The 22,323-nt window shown below is 42.9% G+C and carries 17 protein-coding genes and 1 tRNA gene; 6 read left to right on the top strand and 12 right to left on the bottom strand.

Annotated features, from left to right (window positions below):
• Positions 1 to 126: 126 nt before the first annotated feature.
• Both IWA51_RS08705 and xylB read right to left on the bottom strand, forming a co-directional pair.
• Positions 127 to 1,629 carry an L-fucose/L-arabinose isomerase family protein gene (locus tag IWA51_RS08705; protein WP_198442129.1) on the bottom strand — a complete coding sequence of 501 codons (1,503 nt, stop codon included), beginning with the start codon at positions 1,627 to 1,629 and terminating at the stop codon, positions 127 to 129.
• Between the two features lie 198 nt (positions 1,630 to 1,827).
• Entirely contained in the window at positions 1,828 to 3,351 is a 1,524-nt protein-coding gene (xylB, locus tag IWA51_RS08700; RefSeq protein WP_198442128.1) for a xylulokinase, read from the bottom strand.
• A gap of 217 nt (positions 3,352 to 3,568) precedes the next feature.
• Here xylB and IWA51_RS08695 point away from each other — a divergent pair.
• A tRNA-Val gene (locus tag IWA51_RS08695) sits at positions 3,569 to 3,642 on the top strand.
• Between the two features lie 41 nt (positions 3,643 to 3,683).
• Here IWA51_RS08695 and IWA51_RS08690 read toward each other — a convergent pair.
• The 5 genes from IWA51_RS08690 to IWA51_RS08670 all read right to left on the bottom strand — a co-directional run bounded on the left by IWA51_RS08690 (position 3,684) and on the right by IWA51_RS08670 (position 8,320).
• On the bottom strand, positions 3,684 to 4,520 hold the full coding sequence (locus tag IWA51_RS08690; protein ID WP_198442127.1) for an ABC transporter permease: 837 nt from the start codon (positions 4,518 to 4,520) through the stop codon (positions 3,684 to 3,686).
• The gene (locus tag IWA51_RS08685; protein WP_177527535.1) at positions 4,517 to 5,386 is read right to left on the bottom strand and encodes an ABC transporter permease; all 870 of its coding nucleotides are present in this window, start codon (positions 5,384 to 5,386) and stop codon (positions 4,517 to 4,519) included. Before IWA51_RS08685 ends, IWA51_RS08690 begins: the two co-directional genes overlap by 4 nt.
• A 3-nt stretch (positions 5,387 to 5,389) precedes the next feature.
• Entirely contained in the window at positions 5,390 to 6,808 is a 1,419-nt protein-coding gene (locus tag IWA51_RS08680) for an ATP-binding cassette domain-containing protein (protein ID WP_198442126.1), read from the bottom strand.
• Positions 6,808 to 7,620: a BMP family ABC transporter substrate-binding protein gene (locus IWA51_RS08675; protein WP_198442125.1), complete on the bottom strand. Its 813-nt coding sequence runs from the start codon at positions 7,618 to 7,620 to the stop codon at positions 6,808 to 6,810. Before IWA51_RS08675 ends, IWA51_RS08680 begins: the two co-directional genes overlap by 1 nt.
• Before the next feature lie 244 nt (positions 7,621 to 7,864).
• On the bottom strand, positions 7,865 to 8,320 hold the full coding sequence (locus tag IWA51_RS08670) for a MarR family winged helix-turn-helix transcriptional regulator (protein WP_198442124.1): 456 nt from the start codon (positions 8,318 to 8,320) through the stop codon (positions 7,865 to 7,867).
• Positions 8,321 to 8,380: 60 nt separating this feature from the next.
• Here IWA51_RS08670 and IWA51_RS08665 point away from each other — a divergent pair, with 60 nt between their 5' ends.
• The 3 genes from IWA51_RS08665 (at position 8,381) to IWA51_RS08655 (ending at position 11,640) form a co-directional block, all read left to right on the top strand.
• Complete coding sequence (locus IWA51_RS08665) at positions 8,381 to 9,202, top strand: hypothetical protein (protein ID WP_198442123.1); 822 nt, start codon at positions 8,381 to 8,383, stop codon at positions 9,200 to 9,202.
• Between the two features lie 111 nt (positions 9,203 to 9,313).
• Positions 9,314 to 10,768, top strand: a complete 1,455-nt coding sequence (locus IWA51_RS08660) for a glycine--tRNA ligase (RefSeq protein WP_177527530.1) — start codon at positions 9,314 to 9,316, stop codon at positions 10,766 to 10,768.
• 89 nt (positions 10,769 to 10,857) lie between these two features.
• Positions 10,858 to 11,640: an aldo/keto reductase gene (locus IWA51_RS08655; protein WP_177527529.1), complete on the top strand. Its 783-nt coding sequence runs from the start codon at positions 10,858 to 10,860 to the stop codon at positions 11,638 to 11,640.
• Between the two features lie 45 nt (positions 11,641 to 11,685).
• Here the strand turns inward: IWA51_RS08655 and IWA51_RS08650 are convergent, their stop codons facing one another.
• The 4 genes from IWA51_RS08650 to lepB all read right to left on the bottom strand — a co-directional run bounded on the left by IWA51_RS08650 (position 11,686) and on the right by lepB (position 17,483).
• Positions 11,686 to 13,050: an HD-GYP domain-containing protein gene (locus tag IWA51_RS08650; RefSeq protein ID WP_177527528.1), complete on the bottom strand. Its 1,365-nt coding sequence runs from the start codon at positions 13,048 to 13,050 to the stop codon at positions 11,686 to 11,688.
• Positions 13,051 to 13,316: 266 nt separating this feature from the next.
• Entirely contained in the window at positions 13,317 to 15,128 is a 1,812-nt protein-coding gene (locus IWA51_RS08645; protein ID WP_198442122.1) for a motility associated factor glycosyltransferase family protein, read from the bottom strand.
• The gene (locus IWA51_RS08640; protein ID WP_198442121.1) at positions 15,109 to 16,983 is read right to left on the bottom strand and encodes a penicillin-binding protein; all 1,875 of its coding nucleotides are present in this window, start codon (positions 16,981 to 16,983) and stop codon (positions 15,109 to 15,111) included. The genes IWA51_RS08645 and IWA51_RS08640 overlap by 20 nt, the downstream gene beginning before the upstream one ends.
• Positions 16,980 to 17,483, bottom strand: a complete 504-nt coding sequence (lepB, locus tag IWA51_RS08635) for a signal peptidase I (protein WP_177527525.1) — start codon at positions 17,481 to 17,483, stop codon at positions 16,980 to 16,982. Before lepB ends, IWA51_RS08640 begins: the two co-directional genes overlap by 4 nt.
• Before the next feature lie 38 nt (positions 17,484 to 17,521).
• Here lepB and IWA51_RS08630 point away from each other — a divergent pair, with 38 nt between their 5' ends.
• Together IWA51_RS08630 and IWA51_RS08625 are read left to right on the top strand one after the other, a co-directional pair.
• Positions 17,522 to 18,760 (top strand): peptidoglycan DD-metalloendopeptidase family protein, encoded by a 1,239-nt coding sequence (locus IWA51_RS08630; RefSeq protein WP_230402636.1) that lies wholly within the window; start codon positions 17,522 to 17,524, stop codon positions 18,758 to 18,760.
• Between the two features lie 10 nt (positions 18,761 to 18,770).
• Complete coding sequence (locus tag IWA51_RS08625) at positions 18,771 to 20,957, top strand: polysaccharide deacetylase family protein (RefSeq protein WP_198442120.1); 2,187 nt, start codon at positions 18,771 to 18,773, stop codon at positions 20,955 to 20,957.
• Here IWA51_RS08625 and IWA51_RS08620 read toward each other — a convergent pair.
• Complete coding sequence (locus IWA51_RS08620) at positions 20,947 to 22,323, bottom strand: D-alanyl-D-alanine carboxypeptidase family protein (protein ID WP_198442119.1); 1,377 nt, start codon at positions 22,321 to 22,323, stop codon at positions 20,947 to 20,949. The two genes, IWA51_RS08625 and IWA51_RS08620, sit on opposite strands and share 11 nt — an antisense overlap.

Below are 22,323 nucleotides of genomic sequence, written 5' to 3'. Positions count from 1 at the left end.
GCTGTACGCAGATACTATTCCTATATTATAAACTTAATTCAGAACTTTGGCTACAAAAAAAACCGGAGTGCCACGGTTGATTAAACAAACATACTGCATTCCGGTTTTATATAAGTCCGTGGTTTTTTAGCAGAACGGATTTTCGTCAGGGTAGCGTACTTCCCTGGGCTGGTTGTAGGCAATGTCACCGATATTAAGATACTGGAAAATTGTGTACAGAGCTTTTCCGCAGTTACCGAAAGCTACAGCTCCGTGGTGCGGATACTGTTTTCCGATAAGAACGTGCCTGTAGAATCTTCCCATCTCTGGAATTGCAAAGACTCCTATTCCGCCGAAAGACTTTGACGGAACATTGAGTATTTCACCCTGGGCAATGTATGCCTTGAGCTTCGTGTCTGCCGAAGACTGGAGCCTGAAGAATGTAATCTTTCCGGGCTGAAGGTCTCCTTCAAGGGTTCCGCGTGTAAAGTCAGGTGTTCCGCCGTTTTCGAGAAGACGGTTCTGGATAAGCTGGTACTTTACTGCAGGATTGCTTGCCTTGTTGAGCATGCACAGCGGTGTGTTTCCGCAGTGGAATGCCATGAATGTATCCTGAAGTGTGTACGGATATGCAGATTTTCCCTTTATGGAATTTTCGTACATGTCACGCGGTACTGAATTGTTTATGTCAAGCAGTGTTACCGGGGCTCCGCTTACGCAGGTTCCGATGTATTCTGAAAGGGCACCGTAAATGTCTACTTCGCAAGCTACTGGAATTCCGCGTGAAGCAAGGCGGCTGTTTACGTAGCAGGGCTCAAATCCGAATTCTTTGGGGAATGCAGGCCAGCATTTGTCAGCAAAGGCAACATACTTTCTGCTGCCCTTGTTCTGTTCAGCCCAGTCAAGAAGGGTTACTTCGAACTGAGCCATTCTTTCAAGAAGATCCGGGAACTGGTTTCCGTCCCCAAGTTCTTTTGTCATGTCTTCGATTACTGACGGAATGCGACTGTCCCCTTTGTGGTTTCTGTAAGATACAAGAAGGTCAAGCTCTGAATTTTCCTGGATTTCTATACCGAGGTCATAAAGAGCCTTGATTGGTGCATTGCAGGCAAAGAAGTCCTGCGGTCTTGAACCGAATGTGATGATTTTGAGGTTTTTGATTCCTATTATTGTTCTTGCAACAGGAATGAAGTCTTCTATCATCTGTGCAATGTCGTCTGCTGTTCCTACAGGATATTCAGGAATTACAGCCGGAATGTGGCGCAGGTTGAGGTTGTATGAGCAGTTGAGCATTCCGCAGTAGGCATCACCGCGGCCGTTGATAAGATCTTTGTCTGATTCTTCGGCTGCCGCTACAAACATGCACGGGCCGTCAAACTTTTGCGCAATCTGAGTTTCTGGTGTTTCGGGGCCGAAGTTTCCGAGAAAAACGACAAGTGCATTGCATCCGGCAGCCTTTACTTCTTCTACGGCTTTGAGCATATCTTTTTCGTTTTCTACGGTTGTCTTTGCTTCAAAAATGCTTCCTTTACCGGCGAAAGCTTTTGCAACTGCAGCTCGCCTTTTTTCTGACAGCGAGATGACAAAGCAGTCACGGCTTACTGCAATGATTCCGAGTTTTACATCGGGAATATTTGTGAATTTTTCCATTTAATCTTTCCTCCTAAAATGGATTCTTTCCAAAAAAATACAGTGAGTCTCTAAAAAGCCAGTTTACCAGATTGTTAGAGATAATCTATATTACACCCTCAAAAACCATTTGTACATTTGAATTTTAGTGTAAATGTATTAGAAATTTACATATTCCGAACTCCAGAAAGTTCCTTAAGCCACCATTTTCTGTCTCCCCTAAAGCTGCGAAAGATCTTTGTATACGCTTTTGAGTGCAGGGTAAAGTTCTTTGTAAATTTTATAATACTTTTCATACTCTGCGGAATTTTCTGCGCACGGTTCCGTTTTGTCGCGCATTTTTATTACGGCAGAGCAGCCTTCACTTACGCTTTTGTATATTCCGGTTCCGGTGCCTGCAAGTATTGCAACTCCAAGAGCCGGACCTTCTGTATTGGAAATTCTCAGTACAGGAGTTTTCATTACATCGGCAAGCATCTGTCTCCAGACATCGCTTCTGGCACCGCCACCGCATACCTGCATTGTGGAAGTGTCTACTCCCATTCCGTGGATAATATCTGCAGAATCCCTCTGGCTGAATGCAACGCCTTCCATTACAGCCCTTAACATATGTGCACGTGTATGCATTGCAGAAAGGCCAAAGAAAACACCGCGGCAGTTGGGGTCAAGATGCGGAGTGCGTTCTCCCATGAGATAGGGAAGATACAGCAGTTTGTCACATCCCGGCGGAACAGTCTGCGCTTCTTTGTTCATTGTGTCGTAAGGATCTGTGCCCAGACTTTCTGCAACGGTTTTTTCTGCCGCACAGAAATTGTCCCTGAACCACCTTAGTGAAAGACCTGCAGCCTGTGTTACGCCCATAACGTGCCATGCTCCGGGAACGGCACAGCAGAAAGTGTGGACTCTTCCTTTTGGATCAATTACAGGTGAAGATGTATGTGCAAATACAACACCGCTTGTTCCGATTGTAGTAAATGCAGTGCCGTCAGTTACTGTTCCTGTACCGACTGCGGCCGCTGCATTGTCTCCCGCACCGCCTGCGACAGGAGTTCCTTCGGGGACTTTTGTAAGTTCGGCGGCTTCTTTTGTTATGCGGCCGGTAATTTCAGGAGATTCGTACACTGTACCCAGAAGAGACTTGTCTATCTGCAGCTTTGACAGAACCTCGTCTGACCATTTTCTTCCGGGAACGTCCAGAAGCTGCATTCCGCTTGCATCGCTTACTTCTGTTGCGAATTCACCGGTGAGTCTGTATCTTACATAGTCTTTGGGCAAAAGAATATGCGCGCATTTTTCGTAAATGTGCGGCTCGTGGTTTCTTACCCAGAGTATTTTTGATGCAGTAAAGCCCGTAAGAGCTGGATTTGCAGTTATGGAAATAAGACGTTCAGCACCTACAAGGGATGTTATCTGTTCACATTCTTTTTCTGTTCTCTGGTCGCACCAGATTATGCTTTTTCTTAAAACTGCGCCTGACTTGTCCAGCACGACAAGACCGTGCATCTGACCGCTTATGCCTATTCCTTTGATGTCAGATGGATTTATGCCTGATTTTGAAATTACTGCCGACATTCCGCCGCACGCAGCCTTCCACCAGTCTTCGGGATCCTGTTCTGCCCATCCGTTTTGAGGCTGGTAAAGTGGGTATTCTATTGTTTTTGAAGCAATTGAATTTCCGTTTGTGTCAAAAAGAACTGTCTTGGTACCGCTTGTACCCAAATCTACGCCGATTAAGTATTCCATACCAAAATTATACACCCGTAAAAGCGTGCCGGAAAGTATGGTAATTTGAAATAATTCATTTGTTTTTTATGGAAATATTGCGCTGCAAAACTAAGTTGTTTAAGGCTTTATATATAGTGGAAAACCATGGAATAAATGTGACAAAAGCAGCGTAAAAGAGGGTGTGTATCTTGACCAAAAAGACGTGTTCTGATAAAATAATATACATCAGTTTTATGCGCGACTAGCTCAGTTGGTTAGAGTACAAGCATGACACGCTTGGGGTCTTTGGTTCGATTCCAAAGCCGCGCACTTAAGGTCCGGAAATTCTTCCGGGCTTTTTTTTTTGCCTTCTACTGTCGGTCCTTTTTTCCCGGAATAACCAGAATAAGAATAACTGCAAGAATATACGGAAGCGCCAGCAGTATTGATGACGGAAACTGTGCAAACGCCGGAATATTTTGTATATTTGCCGAAAGATATTCTGCAAAAGCAAAGAGCAGTACGCACAGAGCCGCAAAAACAGCATTTTTTCTTCCCAGAAAAACAGCAGCCAGTGCAGTCCAGCCGCGTCCCGATGAAATTCCTGGAACATAGGAATCAATTCTTATGGCAAGACATGAACCGCAGAGGGAAGCACAAACGCCTGCAAGAACCCACGAAGCACACCGGTATTTGTCTGCACTTATTCCGCGGGCTTCAAGGACACCGGCTTCACTGCCTGAAATTCTCAGTTCAAGGCCCGGAATTGTAAAGGCAAGAAAAAATACAATTGCTGCCGAAACGCACAGACAAACTGCCGAAGTAATGCCCCTTGCCGCAGCCGGGTTAAAGCCAAACGCTTCTGAAAAAAGTACACCCCTTGTGCCGAATATAATAGAAGAAAGAAGTGTCATCAGCGAAGAAAACAGAATGTTCATTGCAAGCGCGGCGAGAAACATATTTGCTTTAAGGCGCGTGGCCAGCCGTTCCAAAATAAAGACCAGAGCCGCTACGCCCAGTACGGACAGCAGTGTTCCTGTTACGGGGCTTCCCGTAAAAACAGTGAAAGTATAGCAGAGAAAAGCCCCCAGATTGGCGGCACCGTCAAGAAAGAGAGCCATTCTTCCTGCATATTCGCTGGCCAGTCCCCCTATTGTCATTGGTAAAAGAGGCGCCGCGATGTTCAGTATGGAAAGAAATGCGTTCATTTTATTCTCCTGCCGGAACTGTTTTGGCTGATGCTTCTTACGCTGAATACGGATATTGCAAAAAGAACAATTCCCTGGATAATTCCGCCTATGTCAAAACCAAAGCCGTTCATAAGTGAAATTCTGTCTGCAAAAGTGTAAAGCCACGCAAGAAAAAGCGATGACGGAATAAGCATAAGCGGGTTTCCCGAAGATAAAAGTGCGGCACTGAGTGCGTTCCAGCCTGTTCCCAGGTAAAAGCCTTTGTGGCATGTAAAATATGTCATGCAGACTGCCGTAAATCCTGCAAGTGCGTGAAGTGCTCCTGATACCGCCAGGGACGAATATGTGTACGGAGATGAGGCAAATCCGCAGTAAGATGCAAATTCCGGGGCTTTTCCCCAGAGTGACATTTTTCTTCCAGAATATGTCCTGTACAGAAAAAGCCGGGCTGCAATGCAGAAAAGCGGGCATAAAACAAGGCTTATCTTTGGCATCCTGTAAACTTCACTTATATAAGGAAGTGCCAGCATGTTTGTGGCCGACGTGTTTTTTGAGGCGCTTATGAACCCGTCTATAAGCGGAATAACGGCCGCAGAAATTATAAATGAAGTGAGAAGAGGCTGTGCACCGCGTTTTTCCCAGAGAAGGGCAGAAAGAAGTCCCAGAAGAGATCCCGAAGCAAGGGAAGCGGCCAGTGCAAGTGCAAAAACCAGAGGTGATGGGCCCTGTACATAGACAAGAACTGCGCAGCCTGCAAAACCGCCTGCATATATTTGTCCTTCGCCGCCAAGATTCATTGCACCGCATCTTATTGAAAGAAGGGCGCCTGTTCCTGCAATCATGAGAATTCCGGCTGAAGTAAGCATTGTCATAAGGTAGTACATTTTTTAGCCTGCCTGTTTTGAAAAAGAAAGTTTAAGGATACCGCTTTCAAGAGTATATACGCGGGAACACAAAGTAAGCGGAAAATCTTCTGCTCCAATGAGAATTACGGCTTTTTTATCTGAAACGAGGGAAAGAATTCTTTCACACAGGCGTTTCTGTGACGCAGCATCAAGTCCCTGCATGGGGTTGCACATTATTACAAGACTTGGGTTTGTAGAAAGCTCGCGTGCAAGAATGAGTCTCTGGAGCATTCCACCGCTAAGGTCAGAAACACTCTGCTGCGGGGTGATTTCTATGGCTGCGTCTTTTATAAGGTCAAGCGCTTTTTCTTCTGCATCTTTTTTTGTGTACACAGAAAGCATTTCTGCGACTGTAAGCGACGGGTTTGAAGCCCTGTATGTTTTGTCGGACGGAATAACGGCAGTTCCGTTTTTTCTAAGGAAACAGGGGGTAAGGTCTGCTGCTTTTATCGCAGTTTTTTTCTGCTGAGCTGAAAAGAATGAAACCGTTCCTGAAAGGCCGTCTTTTTCCATTCCGCAGAGAGCATCTTCAAATGTTTTTAGAGAAGAGTCACCCGGCGATGTAACTGCACATATTTCACCGTAGTATGCCTGCAACCCTGCGTCTGTTACCGGAGGGCGGTTTTTTGGTCTGCATGAAAAGCCGCTTATTTCCAGACAGATTTTGTGTTGCGTTCCGCTGTTTGTCTGCTGAACAATTTGCGCGGATTTTTCTGTAAAAAAATTCCTGTCTGCCAGAGAATCCGAAGCCCTGGCGTAAAAGTGCGACAGTTTTCCTTCATTAAGAACCGTTACTGTATCTGCGTTGGCTGCGGCTTCGGCACGGCTGTGGGTTATTACAATTATGCACATTCCTTTTTGCGCAAGGGTTTTCAGAAGTTTGTAAAGTTTTTCCCTTTCCTCTTTATCAAGAAAGGCAGAAGGTTCATCAAGAATAAGGCATTTTGGTTCGTAAATAAGGGCTGCCGCAAGTGAAGTGTAAAAGCGTCTATTTCCGCCAAGATTTTTTATTTTTTCATCCGGAACAATACCCGGGTCAATTTCTGCAAGCTGCTTTTTGATTTTTTCTGTCTTTTTTTTACCGGTAAAGATTCCTGTTCCCAGAAGAATATTTTGCAGTACAGTAAGATTTTCTGCAAGAACCGGACGCTGGCGTACAATATATATTCCTTTTGACATTGCGTCTGCAGCAGAAACAAAGTGCGTCTGTATTCCGTCAATAAAGATTTTTCCGCCTGAAGGTGAAAGGCTTCCCGAAAGAATCGAAACAAGGGTTGATTTTCCCGCTCCGTTTTCTCCAAGAATCGCATGGATTTTTGACCCTCCGAACGTAATAGTTATTCCGTCGAGGGCAGTTTTAAGCGTGTATTTTTTTGATAAATCCTGAATGCAAAGTTCCATCAGTTGCTTTCTGAAAGTGACTCTATGAGAACGTCCATTTTTTCCCTTATCGAGGGGCTTACAGAACTTTCATAAAGCGGGTCATCCCTTACAAATTCAATGTATCCGTCTGAAAAACCTACTGTGCGCGTCTGTCCCCATAAAATCTTTCCGTTAAGGTAGTCAAGTGCAGTTTCTTTTGCGGCTTTTTTCTGAAGAACCAGGCATGAAGAAATGATTGTTCCCGGTGCTTTTGAAAATGCATTTTCGTCAAACCATACAAGGTGAATGCCCAGTTCCTTTGCAGCAGAAATAACCCCTCTTGAAGCACCGCCGCAGATTGGAAGAATTACGTCTGTTCCCGAAAAAGCCATGGCTTTTGTAATTTCGGCACCTTTTGAAGCATCGTACCAGTTTCCTACAATTCTGAAGTCACAGACGGTTTCAGGAACGGCGTCAGAAGCACCCTTTGCAAAGCAAGGCATGAGTACTTCATTCATTACAGGATATTCCTGGGCTGCAATGAGACCTACGCGTTTTGTCTTTGAAAAAAGGCCTGCAATGTACCCCGAAAGATATGCCTGTTCCTTTTGGTTGTAGCTTACTGCCGCCATATTTTTGTTGCCTGAAACAGCCGCATCCAGAAAGATGAACTTCTGTTCCGGGAACATTCTGCTTACCGGCTCTGCAATTTCGGGAAGGGAAGGGTTTGACGAAATTATTACATCGAATTTTTTTTGTTGCGGCAAGGGCTGTAAGTTTTGTTCCCCATTCTGCCTGGTTTGTTCCAGCTTCTGAAACGGTAACCGAAGCTTTTTTTTCTGAAACTGCATTGTATTCCTGAACAGCTTCCTTTACTCCTTCTGCAAGATTTGCGTAGATTGCAGAGTCGGCCATTATTCCGGGAATGTATACTGCAATTGAATATTCAGATTTGTCTTTTTTTGCTGAACACGATGACAGTACGAAAAGGTTTATTACTGCAAGAGAAACCAGTATTGCCGGAATTTTTTTTGAAAAAATGTATTTAAGAACTGCGAATTTCATATTTCCCCCAGAGAAAAATATAGTTTTATCTCAAACTAATGTCAACCGTTCTTTCTTTGCTGAATCTACGTTTTCTGACATTTTGAGCAGCAGTGAAAGAAGAGTCTGCTTTTCTTCTTCAGAAAAATTTTTGTAGCAGACAGACAGCAGTTCCCTGGAGATTGATGAAGTAAATGAATTGTATTCGCGGCCTTTTTCTGTCAGTGAAATGTATTTTGTACGGCTGTCTTTTGTACCTGATTCTGAAGTTACGAGCCCTTCGTCGCACAGTTTTCTTATTAAAACAGTTGTGGTCGACTTGTCCCTGTTTATGCGGCGGGCAATTTCTCCCATAGAGAGAGAGCCGCTGTTTGCAAGCTGAAAGAGTATAAAGCCGTGTGATGAAACAAAAGGTGCTTTTTCTGAAAGCATTTTGTTGGTAAAATCGGCACTGGCCGCGTGTATGTGGGAAATAAGCGATAAAACTGACGAAACTGAATATTCCATTCGTAAAGTCTAGCATATTTTTTTGTTGACTGTAAACTGTGATTATATTAGTATTTTAACATGTTTAAATTCTTCTTTAAAAAGAACTTTTTTGATGTCTGGGACAATCTCTTTCATGTTATTGCCTGCAATCTTATTTCACTGGTTGTACTTGCACTTTCTGCATTTTTGTGCTTTGCTGCGGTTTCTGTTCCGGAAGGGGAACTTGCAAGAAATGTGTGTACATTTGCAGCCGTTGCGGTTTCGTGCATTCTTATAAGCATTTTTTCATTTGCAGAAGGAAGCAATGCGGCCGATGTTGCGTCTTTTGATACACCGCGCTTTTTGGACTATTTTAAGTCTGTAGTTCCTTCTATTAAAGACGGTGTACTTTTTGGACTGTTGTCGGCTCTTCTTGCGGGAATCGCATTTGTAAGCATTCCGTACTATTTTAACATGTACAGGGCCGGTGGAACAGCGGGTTTTGTCTACCTTCTGCTTGCGGCACTTATTTTCTGGTTTATTGTAATTACAATACTTGCCCTGCAGTGGTTTCTTCCAGTCAGATCGCTTATGGGAAACAGTTTTGTAAAACGCCTTAAAAAGTCGTATATAATTTTCTTTGACAATCCCGCCTTTACGCTTGGTGTAGCCCTGGTAAACGTGCTTAACATTGTGCTTTCTGTAGTTACACTTGGACTTGTTCCCGGAATGAGCGGAATAATCATTACAAATACGAATGCACTCAGGCTGCGCCTTTACAAGTATGACTGGCTTGAAGTTAACCCGGACCTTACGCCTCAGGAAAGAAAGAATGTTCCGTGGGGAGACCTTCTTGCCAAAGACAGGCGCATTGTAGGCGACAGAAAGTTGCGTTCCCTTTTCATGCCGTGGAAACAGTAAGCTGCAAACAGTAGTCAAGAACCCTGCTTTGTGATAGACTTTCCAAAATATCTTGCCAGAAGTGGCTTTGGCCAGTGCAATCCGGTGCCGGCCTATAGGAGTTTAAAAGTTATGGAAAAGAAAGTCGATCATTCATGCACGCTTGATAAGATTATAAGCCTTTGCAAGCGCCGCGGATTTGTTTACCAGTCCAGTGAAATTTACGGCGGTCAGGCCGGTGCATGGGATTACGGTCCGCTTGGTGTAAATTTAAAGAAGAACATTCAGGCTGCCTGGTGGAAGGAAATGACACAGCTTCATGATGATGTAGTTGGTCTTGATGCTTCCATTTTTATGCACCACAAAACATGGGAAGCTTCAGGACACGTAGGCCACTTTTCCGACCCTATGATTGACTGTACAGAATGCAAGGCTCGTTTCCGCGCAGACCAGCTTATTGAAGATTTCTGTTCTGCACATTCAATTGTTCCGCCAAAGCCTGTTGATACAATGAGCCACGAAGAAATGAAGGCTTTTATTGACGAAAAAGGCATCCACTGTCCTACCTGCGGAAAACACAATTACACTGATGTACGTGAATTCAACCTTATGTTCAAGACACATCTTGGACCTGTTGCAACCGATGCATCCCTTATTTACCTGCGTCCTGAAACCTGTCAGGGAATTTTTGTTGACTTCAAGAATATTGTTCAGTCAAACCGCATGAAGATTCCGTTTGGTGTAGCACAGGTCGGTAAGTCATTCCGTAACGAAATTATCTTCAAGAACTTTATTTTCCGTACCTGCGAATTCGAGCAGATGGAAATGGAATATTTCTGCAAGGAAGGAACTGATGTAGAAACATTCGAACGCTGGAGAAAAGAGCGCTGGGCATTCTACCTCAAGTATGGTATTGCCGAAAGTCACCTTCAGTGGCACCACCATGACAAGCTTGCCCACTATGCAAAGGACGCATACGATGTTCAGTACAAGTTCCCGATTGGTTTTGAAGAAATTGAAGGAATCCACAATAGAACTGACTTTGACCTTACACAGCATTCAAAATTCAGCGGAAAGGATATGTCCTATATTGACCAGGAAGACGGAAACAAGAGCTTTATTCCTTATGTAATAGAGACTTCTGCCGGTCTTAACCGCAACCTTCTTATGTTCCTCTGTGAAGCTTACGAAGAAGAAAATGTTGGAACAGACGGTAAGGACGACTACAGAACAGTTCTTCACTTTGACCCGCGTCTTGCTCCTGTAACTGTAGCAGTTCTTCCTCTTATGAAAAAGGACGGACTTGCAGAAAAGGCACAGGAAATCCGCAATATGCTTAAAGAAGATTTCATGACCGACTACGACCAGAGCGGAACTGTAGGAAAGAGATACCGCCGCCAGGACGAAATCGGAACACCTTACTGCGTTACTGTTGACTATGATACACTTGATTCAGCAAGTCCCAATTACGAAACAGTTACCGTACGTTTCCGTGACAGCATGAAGCAGGAACGTGTAAAGCTTTCAGAACTTACAGGCTTTATTCATAATGCAATCCGTAACTACAAGAGTGTGGTTCGCGACTAAAAAGGCTAAAGAAAAATAACACTTGCGGCTGTCCAAAAGTTTTGAAACACTTTGTTTCTTTTGGACAGCCCGCTCTTTCTGGTGGAAAAATGGAATACGTTGCGCTTGGAAAATCAAATCTTCTTGTAAGCAGAACAGCATTCGGTGCCATGAGCCTTGACTGTCCTGAAATAAACTCCTGCGGTGCCGAAGCAGAAGAAAAGGCCTGTGCTATTGTTCATCAGGCTTATTCCGGCGGAATGAATTTTTTTGACACTTCCCGTTCCAAACCGGAATGTGAACAGAGACTTGGAGCGGCCCTTCACGGTATAAGGCATAATGTAATCCTTGCTACAAAAACTGCCGCTCAGAGTGTACAGGAACTGCGCTCTGATCTTCAGGAAAGCCTGCAGGCACTTAATACAGATTTTATTGACCTTTACCAGCTTGAAAATCCTTCTGTTCTTGCTCAAAAAGACGGCCGCGACGGTATTTACAACGAACTATGTTCTCTGCGAGACAGGGGAGTTATAAGGCATTTTGGAATTGCTTCAGAAAACCTTGATCTTGCCGAAGAAGCCATAAAAAGCGGTCTTTATGAAACCGTTCAGTTTCCTTTTAATATGATTTCTTCTGAGAATACTCTTTCACTTGTAAAAATGTGCGATGAAAATGATATAGGGTGTATTGCCATGCAACCTCTTAACGGCGGTATTGTAAGCAATGTTCCTCTTGCTCTGGGGTTTTTGCACCAGTATGAAAACGTTGTTCCTGTCTGGGGAGTACATACGCAGGAAGAACTTCACCAGATTCTGTATTTCAACGACCATCCCCCTGTAATTGACGAAGAATTCAAGTCCGAAGTCGAAAAAATACGCTGCTTCTTTAATTAACATAGCGGATAAAAATGACAGCCTGCTGAAATTACACCCTGTATTTTATTTTTTTATGGTCTTCAGTGCGGCAATCAAATCTGCAGATTCCTTTTCGTTCATCTGACGCAGTATTTTCAGATTGGTTTCATTTGTCTGTACGGTAATTGGGTTTCCGTCTGCGTCTTCTTCACCCATAATCTGAACAACCGGATTGCGCGGGTTTCCTGGAGTTACATCTGTTACCTGTGCGGCTTTTCCGTTTGCAAGATAGACATAGGCTCCGATGGGGTAGAGTGACATGCTGTACAGAAGCGCTTTTACAACCGTGTCGTCATATTGATGGTTTTCGTTGCGCAAAAGTTCAATCATGGCTTCGTAAGTGGTTTTTGCTTCCTTGTAGTGTCTTGGCGTCGTTATTGCTTCGAATGAACAGGCAACTGCAATTATTTTTCCGTAGAGGGATATATTTTCGCCTGTAAGATGCCGCGGGTAACCTGTTCCTGTTTCACGCTCGTGGTGGTCAAGTACACCAAGCTGAATGCTCAGCGGGAAATTTGCTTCTTTAAGAATGTTGAATCCAAGAATTGTGTGGGTCATCATCTGTGACTTTTCCATGGGAGTAAGCGGCTTGTCGTTCATGTAAAGTTGCGGTGGAAGTCTTATCTGACCGAGTTCATGCAGTATGCCGGCAACACCCAGTTCAATAAGCTTGTCTGCATTCATATTCAGCTGGAGTCCGATTGTAATTGCAAGAACTGTGGAACGCATGCTGTGTGTTACCAGAAAGTTTTTGTTGCGCGCTTCGTAACTGGGAGAAATACGCAGAATATAGCGTGTGTTTTCACGTACAAAAGTGCAGAGTTCGCCTACGGTTTCACTTATTTCCTTTATGTTAAGCTCTTTATGTGTTGCGTAGCGGGTAAACATTGCATTTATATAAGCCATATATTCTTTGTAGACAGCCTGGACAATTTCGAACTTTTTTTTGTCATCTGCTTCTGCCATAATTTTATGGTTAATGTTTTCCTGGGCAAGGGCAAATGCGTTTTCTTTTTTTACCGGAATTTCGGGTTCTTCAGTAACAGTTGGTTTTGGTTCAGGTTTTTGAGGAGGCGGAACAGTGAGTCTGTCATCAGATTCGTCAAGATATTCCGAAAGGTCTACTGATTCTGTTTTTCCAAGAACTGCTTTTTTTGCGGGATCTGAAACTGCGCTCTTTTTATTTTGAAAGGCTTCTGCTTCTGCAGTTTGGGCTATACTGATTTTTCCTTCTGTATAGACCTGTGTGAAATTCCATTCTTTTAGAGCCCTAATCTGTTCGCCCGTAAGGGGACTGGGCGGCATTACGAGTAAAAAAGACTTGTCCAGCATGAGAGGTTTGTTAAAATAAGTGTTCGGCTTTAATTCTGAAATTTCATAGGTATTCATTTTCGTCTCCCGAAGTTCTCATGTGTCTTCTATATAATATCGGCATGTTATATGCAAAACTGAACCTGTAAATGCAAATGCCCATTTAAAAAACGAAAAGACCAAAGCTAAGAATCTTTGGCCTTTCCAACGGAGATCTTATTTCTCCTGAACCTGGATGTGGTTCTGGAGTTGTACTTTACACAGGCGTCTGGATGTCTAAAAAGAACCGCCTGTGTAAAGGAAATCACAACACGATAATATTATCGGTGAGCGCCAGAAAAACTTTATAGTAAGATGCTTTTATTTAAAAACTTTTTGCATTCTTCTGCAGATGTATAAAGTTGTTCATAGAGTATTCTCGAAAACTGAATCTGGCCGGATGTTTCGCCGGTATTTATATCTTTTGTAAGAAATTCCAGCCGGCTCTTTGTCGGAAAAACGAGTTCTGCAGCCTGTTTTGCGCCGGAAGCCAGAATTTTTTTGTCCAAATCTGAAAGAGTGTAGAGAATTCTGTCTGTTTTTTCAGGTGCTGCCAGTGCCCTGTTGCAGAAATTTATTCCTTCGCGGGCAATATCTGACAGTTCGTTTAATTCGTAAAGAAATTCATTTAGAATATGCATGAATTCACTTTTGTCTGCATTGATCGTCTGTGAATTTTCGCACAGTATTGAATTCTTTTTTTGCCTGATGTCGGGAAGATCCAGCAGGGCTTTTGGAAGTTCTGTTTTTATTCCTTCGATAAAGAGGCTTTTGTCTGAAAGAGAATATGTATCAAGCCCACCTAGAGCCGCTTCTGTACAGTTTTTTTTGAACCATTGTGCAAAAAGCAGCATTTTTTTGTCGGTAAATATTCCGTTTCCGCAATAGTCCTGTTTTTTGATGAGCGCACCGTTTATCAAGGCCACTGTTCCTTCAGTTTCTGCCGTATTTAATCTTGACGAAACTTCATGGGCTTTCTGTTCAAACTGGGATCCTCTTATATGCGTCTGTCCCTTTGGAAAACCCAGATCCAAGCCGGCCATAAAAATAACATTTGCTCCGCAGTAACGTGCAAAATCCCATGCAGTTGTAGAAACACTTCCCCCGGCTCCAAGTCCCCAGCCCCGCGACCCGCTTTTGCTCATCCGTGACTCAAAGTATTGCCCGATCGGGAACTGCGAGGCGTAAAGTACTTTTTCGCGGCAATTGAATCTGAACACAGAAGGCCAGGCGGCAATTTCTGTAACAAGAACAGAAGATGGAGACTTCAAGAATTCAAGGTGAAGCGAACAGTAATACTGCGGGTCAGACAGCAGGATAAAGTCTGGTTCAATTCCGTACTGAAGGCATGAATGAAGGGCTGTATCTACACAGACAGTTACCGTTTTTTGTGAAATCTGTCTTAAAAGAAGCAATGTGTCAGAAAGTGTAGGGCCTGCCGCAAGAATCAAAAATGGAAGGCCGCTGAATTTATTGCGGAATTTCTGTATTGTGTCGCAGAGAATAATCTGTTTTGCATTGATGCAGCTGTTTTTGAGCCAAAGCCTGCTGAATTTCTCGAGCGTTTTTTCGTTTACACTGTCTCTTTGTTTTCCTTCAGCAAGAGTTTCTTCTACTGCAGAAAAAAAATCACGGTCATGCTGAATCTGCGCATTGTTTTTGAATACAAAAATTTCTTTGGCATTGTACCGATCCAAAAGAGATTGCGTCTGTTCCTTTGAAGCGCCAACGGCAAGAATAAGGTTTTTGTGGCTGAATATGTTTTCCCAGTCAGTTTCATTAAGGGCCGCCAAAAGTCTTGAAGGATTGCTTTCTACAAGAATGATTGCGGCTTGAGGAAAACGTTTTGCAAAGGCCACCGGTGCATAACCCAGCCCGAATCCCAGAAATACGGCAGCAGAATATTTGTTTTCGTCAAAGGCTTTTACTGCCTCTTCGGCTTCTTTTTGCGGATTGTATTTTGAGTGAAGGGGAATATTGTTTTCTATAACCGTCGGCTGACCGTTTTTTGCACTTACAATCTGTAACGGTGCCGGTGTACAGTCCTGCCATAATTCTGAAAGACCGGGGAATCTTTCTTTGAGAAGCTTGAGGTTTTTATTCAAAAGTGAGCTCAATCTCTGTATTCTCCGTGTATGGCATTCCCGGCTGCGGGTTTTGTGCCACGACCCATCCTTCACCGGTAATTTTTATATTGGCTGTTTCAAGAAGGGGAATTATGTCGCATTTTGGCCGCCCCAGAAAGTTTGGCATGGGTCTTCCTGGAACAAGGGCGAGTGGAGCATTGTCTTTTATTGTGATTTTTCCTGAATGTTCAAGGCTTGCCGCACCGTTTCTTGTCATTCCAAGATGGTCAATTATTTCGTCGGCGGCCTCTGCAATTACAGGGGCTACAATTCTTCCGGCGTAGGTTTCTCCTTTTGCCTTTTCTATTACTATATAAAGAATTATCTCGGGCTTTTCTATAGGAAAAATGGCCATACAGTTTGAAAGAAAGTCCGTGTCGCTGTAACCACCGTGTACTGTGTCTGCCATCTGAGCTGTTCCGGTTTTTACGCCTATTGAAATATCACCGAGTGCTGCCCGTGTTCCTGTACCGCTTTTTGCAGTTGTTTCCATGCAGCTTAAAAGATATTGTGCAGATGCAGCGTTCAGAACACGTTCTTTTGTCTGCGGTTTGTGAATGTATTTTATGTTGCCGTCTACATCGGTTATTCTCTGTATTACAGTCAGCTGAATCGGAACACCGCCATTTGCCAAAGCTGTAGCAGCCTGAACCATTTGCAGTGCACTTACGCTTATTTCCTGTCCTATAGACATCGTGGGTTTGCTTCGTGCAGACCAGTACCGGTCATTCACATTTTTTACAGAACCGCGTGTTTCTGCAGGAAGTTCTACACCTGTACGTTCACCGAACCCGAATTTTCTTATATACGAAAGAAAAGTGTTTGTTTCCATTCTTTCACTCATCTGTGCAAGTGCGTCGTTGCAGGAATATTTGAGCGCGGTTCTTGCATTGATCCAGCCGTGGTGGTCAAGACATTTTATCGTAATTGTTTCGCCAAGGTTTGTCTTTCTCTGGTAGATTCCATCGCAGAGAAAACTGTCGTCAGGTGTAATTGAACCTGCATCCAGAAAAGACGCCACTGAAAATATCTTGAATACACTTCCCGGTTCATAGGCCGCAACTGCAGGTCTGTCTATTGTTTCTTCTTTGTCTGCAAAAGAGTAGGCATTAAGGTTTGCAGAAGGCAGGCTCACGTACGAAAGAATTTCACCGTTTACGGCATTGGCGGCAATAAGCATTATGTTTTCTGCCATTGTTGTTTCCATCGCGTTTTTTGCAATTTTTTCGAGCTTGTACTGAAGATCTGCGTCTATGGTAAGATAAATGTTGTCACCGTGGATTGTTCCTGTTTCCCCGGGTTTTGGTTCAGGCTGAAGAACCGACTGCTGCGAGTATTCTATTCCGCTTAAGCCCCGTCCTGCATCTCCCATGTATCCTATAAGCTGGCTGGCAAGACTGTTTTCGGGATAAATGCGACCTGGAATTTTGTCGAATTTAACAAAATCGGCAAATTCTGATTCAGACAGAATTTTCTGCAGTTCATCACGCTGTGCTCTTGAAATCTTTTTTTTGATGTAGGTAAAATTCGGGTTTGTGGCTGTTCTGATTTTTGATTCTATTTCTGCAGGATCCATTTCGAGTGTTCCTGCAACAAGAAGGGAAAATGTTTCCGGGGAGCGTATTTTGCTTGGTGTAACGCCAATGTGGAAAAAGTCTGTCTGGACAGCGAGCTGCTTGCCGTTTCTGTCAACAATTGCACCCCTTTCTACAACAGGAACTCTGACCCTGGGAGCCGGCTGCTTGCCGAGAGCAAGTGAGAAAAATTTTGCATAAACAACAATCATTATGGCGGCGCAGAATACAAGACAGAAAATAACCCTGCCTTTCCTGAAGAATCCTGTCATTTTATGATAACCCTGCCTATTACATTTTTTTCAGGAACAAAACCGTATGCCCTTGAGTCTACGGACTGTGCGGGATTGTCGCCCAAAGCCAGAACAGTTCCTTCGGGAACACGATCCGTGCGGCAGAGAAGATGGTACTGGTTTTCAGAAAGAGGATATTTTTTACTTCCCACAATGAGATTATAGCCCGAATTCAATGAAAATTCCAGTGTATTGCCCGAAACAGCAGCGCACCGTTTTACAACAAGATTTCCGTCGTGCAGGTAAGTTATTATGTCATTGACCTTTGGTTTGTTCCAGTTAAAAAAAACGCTGTCACCGAACGGTTTTACAGGACCGTAGGCAAGTTTGCTTACTGCGATTGTCTGTCCGTCCCTTAAAGTCGGAAGCATGGACTTTCCGCTGACAGTCAGAATATCAACTGCAAACAGTTTTAGAAAAAGACCCGCGGCAAATCCTAGAAATGCGCATTTTACGGCGGTTTTAAGTAGTTTTGACATTCTTCTCCCATCAATTTGAATTTATTCTAATATGGAAAATGTTTTATGTCGATACACTAAGCATGGAAATAATAAACTGTTCTGATTTTTCGGGCTATGGAAAAAGATTTGAAAACCGTTCTTTTCTGAATTTTTCTTTTGGAAAGGCTTCAGGAGCAAGACACACTTCACGTTCTGTTGCTGCACATTCTGTTTCATTGAACCGAAGTCTGCGTTATTTTAATTTTCATTCTTTTCTGAGTGAAGCAGAAGGACGCTGTGTTCTTGCCGCAAGAAAATTGCGTTCTTTTATAAAAAGCCACGCTTCTGTAATTCCGTTTATTGCGCTTGCGGCTTTTGTTCCGTTTATTGTTTCTGTACTTCTTTCTTTTTCTGAAGGATTTGCACGCCGCGTAGATCTGGGGATTTCTGCCGCAGACAATTATGTCTTTCTTGACTCTGCAATGACCGATTTTGCATTTGAAAGAATCGGCTATTTTGACACAGACGGAAATGTTTTTTCAGAAAACGGGCTTCCTGTTTCTGCAAAAGCTTCGTTTAAGGAACCCGTTGTTTTTTCTGAATATACTGTAAGACCCGGAGATACAATCAGTGGAATCAGCCTTAAGTTTGGTCTTTCAAATATTTCTACCCTTATTGCTGTAAATAAAATTGACAATGTAAGATCTGTACGATCTGGAACAAAAATACGTATTCCTTCGGTGGACGGTCTTGTTCATACAGTTTCATCAGGAGAAAGTCTGGGGTCGATTTCCTCAAGATACGGTGTAAGCATAGAAGACATTCTTGATGTTAACGATATGGCTTCTGATGTTCTTAAAACCGGCTCACAGCTTTACATTCCCGGTGCACGTCTTGACAAAAATACTCTGCGCCGCGCTATGGGTGAAACATTTATCTGTCCTCTTACTGTACGGTGGCGTCTTACATCAAAGTTCGGTTACAGAAAAGATCCTTTTTCCGGAGTTGATTCGCATCATACCGGAATTGATATGGCCTGTCCTACGGGAACTTCAATCCGCCCTGCAATGAACGGAACAGTTGCTGCTGCCGGCTTCCATAAAATTTACGGAAATTATGTTATAATAAGACACTTTGACGGATATCAGACTTTGTACGCGCATATGAGCAAAATTCTTGTTTCAAAGGGCGACGAAGTTTCTGTTGGAACAAAAATCGGTCTTGTAGGAAGTACAGGATATTCTACCGGACCGCATCTGCATTTTTCTGTTTACAAAAACGGAAGACTGGTGGATCCAGCGACAGTGCTCAAGTGATGGTAAAACAATGAATGCAAGAATAAAAATAATCAGCGCTTTTCTTTCTGTAGTTCTCTGTACCGGGGTGGGCTTTAAGGCTCATGCCGGTGTATTGTTTTCTGATTTGAGTCTTGGAAGTAAAGACGCACTTTTGTTTACCGTCAAAAATGATATTCCGGGAACAAAAAAATATGAGAGTGTATTCCTTACAAAACTTGGAAAAAACTCTACTCTTGATTCACCAAAAATTTTAACATGTTTTCCCGAAAAAATGGAAGTTCTTGATGAAGGAAAAAATCTTCAGGTAAGAAACCGTTACGGAACAGCATGGTATTCGTTTAGTGAAGATAAGTTAACATGGATTTCCCGTGCAGAAAAACTTCCTGTTGGATATTCTGCCGTAAATTCACAGAGCGTAAGTCCTGACGGCAGGTGGATTTGTTTTGTAAGGGCAGACGGAATCTGCCGCGGAAGTCTTGTGATAATGAATGCCGTTGCTATGGAAGAAAGAATTCTTGTTGACTCTCAGACTCTTGGCGGAAGTGATGTCAATATACGCTGGTCACCTGACAGTCGCTTTCTTCTTTACGAAAACAACGGAAGCATTTATTTTGAAACGCCTGAATCGTTGTTTAAAAATGTGCGTCTTTCTGAAAGTTACCGCAGAATCGGGCAGGGTTACATTGACTGCGTAAGATGGACCGAAGAAGGTGATATTCTTTATATCAACGGCGACATAATTTACAGAATATACGGCAACGAACTTTATACGCGCGGACTTTATGCATCGCTTGTAGGAAACGGAACAATTGTAGGAAGGCTTTCTTCTGCATTTGATTCCATGCATGACAAATTCTTTTGTGACCCGAACGGCACTCAGATTATTACAATAACCGGAAACAATCTCATAACATATTGTACGCTCGGGTCGGTTGGATACGATTACGCAAAAATAAATGCAATTTATCCTTTGTCTGCACTTGGCGGAAATCCGTTTTCTTACGATGTATTCTGGACTTCAGAAAGAAAACCTCTGCTTTGGATTGACATGATAAGTTATTCTTCCGGAAAAAAGGTGAGTTCACTTTTTACTCTTTTCGACAGGATGGCAAGACTTTTTGAAACAGAAAATTCTGTCGCGCCGGTTTTGTCTCCGGACAGAAGATTTGTTGCATATTCCGGCCCCAAAAAACTGTGTATCTTTGATGCACTCAGCCAGAAACCCAGAACAGAAGTTGCAGGTGAAGAAATACATTCACTTGCATGGCGCGACTCAAGAAATCTTATTGCAGGCGGTGAAAATTCTGTAAGAGTTTTTAGAGTCCCGTCTTCTGAGTCTGCAAAGACTGAATCTTCTTTTCTGTTCCTTTCTTCGGCACAAAACTGCGGTTGGGAAAGAGATTCTGTTTACGCTGTCTCTTCCGGAAAAAAATATTTTTATAAAGAAGCATCTTCTGTCTGGTCAGAAGCAAAACTGAATTCTGGTACAGAAATTTTTTCAGAAAAAAATGGAAAGTTCAGAGTGTTTACGGGAACTTCTTTGAATAAACTTTTTGACAATGCAATTTATGTACGTTCACTTTCTGGAGGAACTACAACATATTCTGTTTTTCCTGAAACAGATGAAGAAAAACCTGATGCAAAAAAAATAGCCCTTGTTTTTGATGCAACTGACAGCGCAGACGGAGTTGCCTTTGTGCTGAACTCTGTAAATTTTTACGGAATAAAAACTACATTTTTTATTAACGGTGAATTTATACGGCGCTATCCTTTGGAAACAGTCCAGCTTGCTTATGGTGCAGACTGTGCATCCGGATTTTATTCAAATGCAAATCTTGTATCGGATGATTTTGCAATTGATGCAGATTTTATAAGGCGCGGTCTTGTCAGGAACGAAGATGAATTTTTTTCTGCTACAGGAAAAGAACTTGCACTTTTGTGGCACGCTCCTGAATACCGTTCAAGTGAACTTATGCGCAAAGCCGGAAGTGATGCAGGCTACAGATACGTGAATGCCCTTTCTGCAGAAAATGACTGCGAAAGTTCCATAGAAAAAATACTCAGTTCACTTTCTGACGGAACAGTTCTTTCTGTTAACGTAGGAAAAAGCGGAAAAGCCAGAAGTGAATATGTATTTGAAAAAATCAATTATCTTATAGCCTCAATTCTTGACAGCGGCTATGAGATAGTTGACGTGCGCGAAATTATAAAATAAATTCCGCAATTATTTTTGCTGCAACTGACCAAAGTGAAAAGCGTCTGCTGCTGTCCCGGTCTGCAACCAGCGGAACTGATTTAAGAAGCGTGTCGTCTATTTTGTAAACAATCTGTCCGTAAGGCGCTCCCTGCTGAACCTGGCCGTATATGTATGAAGGAATATTTATTTCTGTACGAACTTTTTTTGCACAGTCTTCTGCGTCTGTTCCTGTTATGAAAGGAACTGAAAAAGATGCATCTTCTGCCGGAACAAGATTTACAGAGTTCACCTTTGAGCCAAGAACAGGAACAGAATATTTTCTTTCTTCACTGTCTGTGTACGGCGCAAATTTTCTGAATGCAAATTCCATGAGGGCTGTTCCATCTTCGTTTCTGTATTTGTTTCCTTCTGCAGAACCTGTTCCGGGACCGCGCATTGTTACTGAAATAAAGCGGCGGTTTCCTCTTTTTGCAGTAAGCGCAATATTGTAACCGCTTTCGTAGATAAAGCCTGTCTTGAGCCCGTCGCAGCCTTCCAGTTTTCCAAGAAGTTTGTTTGTGTTGTATTGGACTACAGCCTGACCGTCACCCTGCGCGCGCTGGCTTTGAGGCAGATTGTGTTCCAGAGGATAGCGCAACACTTTTTGTGAGTGAAAGTCATTTATTGCAAACGGAAATCTTTCTATATAAACTTTGCAGAAAGCAGCAAATTCTTTTGCTGTAGTAATGTTCTTTTCACTGTAACCGCTTGATTCTACAAATTTTGTGTTTTTAAGACCAAGTTCATTTACGGTGCTGTTCATCTGCATGACAAAATCTTCCATATTGCCGGCAACATAATTTGCAACTGCTATTGACGCATCGTTTCCGCTTGCAATGGAAAGACCAAGAAGAAGTTCTCTGAGAGTAACCTGCTGTCCCTGTGCCAGAAACATTATTGAAGCGTCACGCGGAAGATTGATTGCCCAGCTTTGAGGCGGAAGGGGAACCTTATCGTCGAGCGATATTTTACCTTTTTCTGTAGCATCAAGAACAACATACATTTCTACAAGTTTTGTCATTGAAGCCGGGGGAATAAGTTCGTCTGCATTTTTTTTATAGAGAATATTTCCTGTCTGTGCATCAATAAGAATTGCGCTCTGTGCATGTACGGGAATTTCTGCCGGAACAGTTTTGTACGGAAGTTCTTTTACAATCTGCAGTCTTTCGGGAAAAAGTGTGTCGAGTTTTTTCTGGAATTCATTCTGACTTTGTCCTGCAAGGGATTCACATTCTTTTGGGTAAAGTATATTGAATAAATTCAAAATTACGGGTGTGACAATAAAAATAGAGATTGCCAAACCCGCAAGAAAAGAAGCAAATGTTTCTTTTGATTTAATGTGCAT

Source organism: Treponema peruense (genome assembly GCF_016117655.1).
Classification (GTDB): domain Bacteria; phylum Spirochaetota; class Spirochaetia; order Treponematales; family Treponemataceae; genus Treponema_D; species Treponema_D peruense.
The sequence above is the reverse complement of the archived record's forward strand: the minus strand, read 5'-3'. Positions and strand labels throughout refer to the sequence as shown.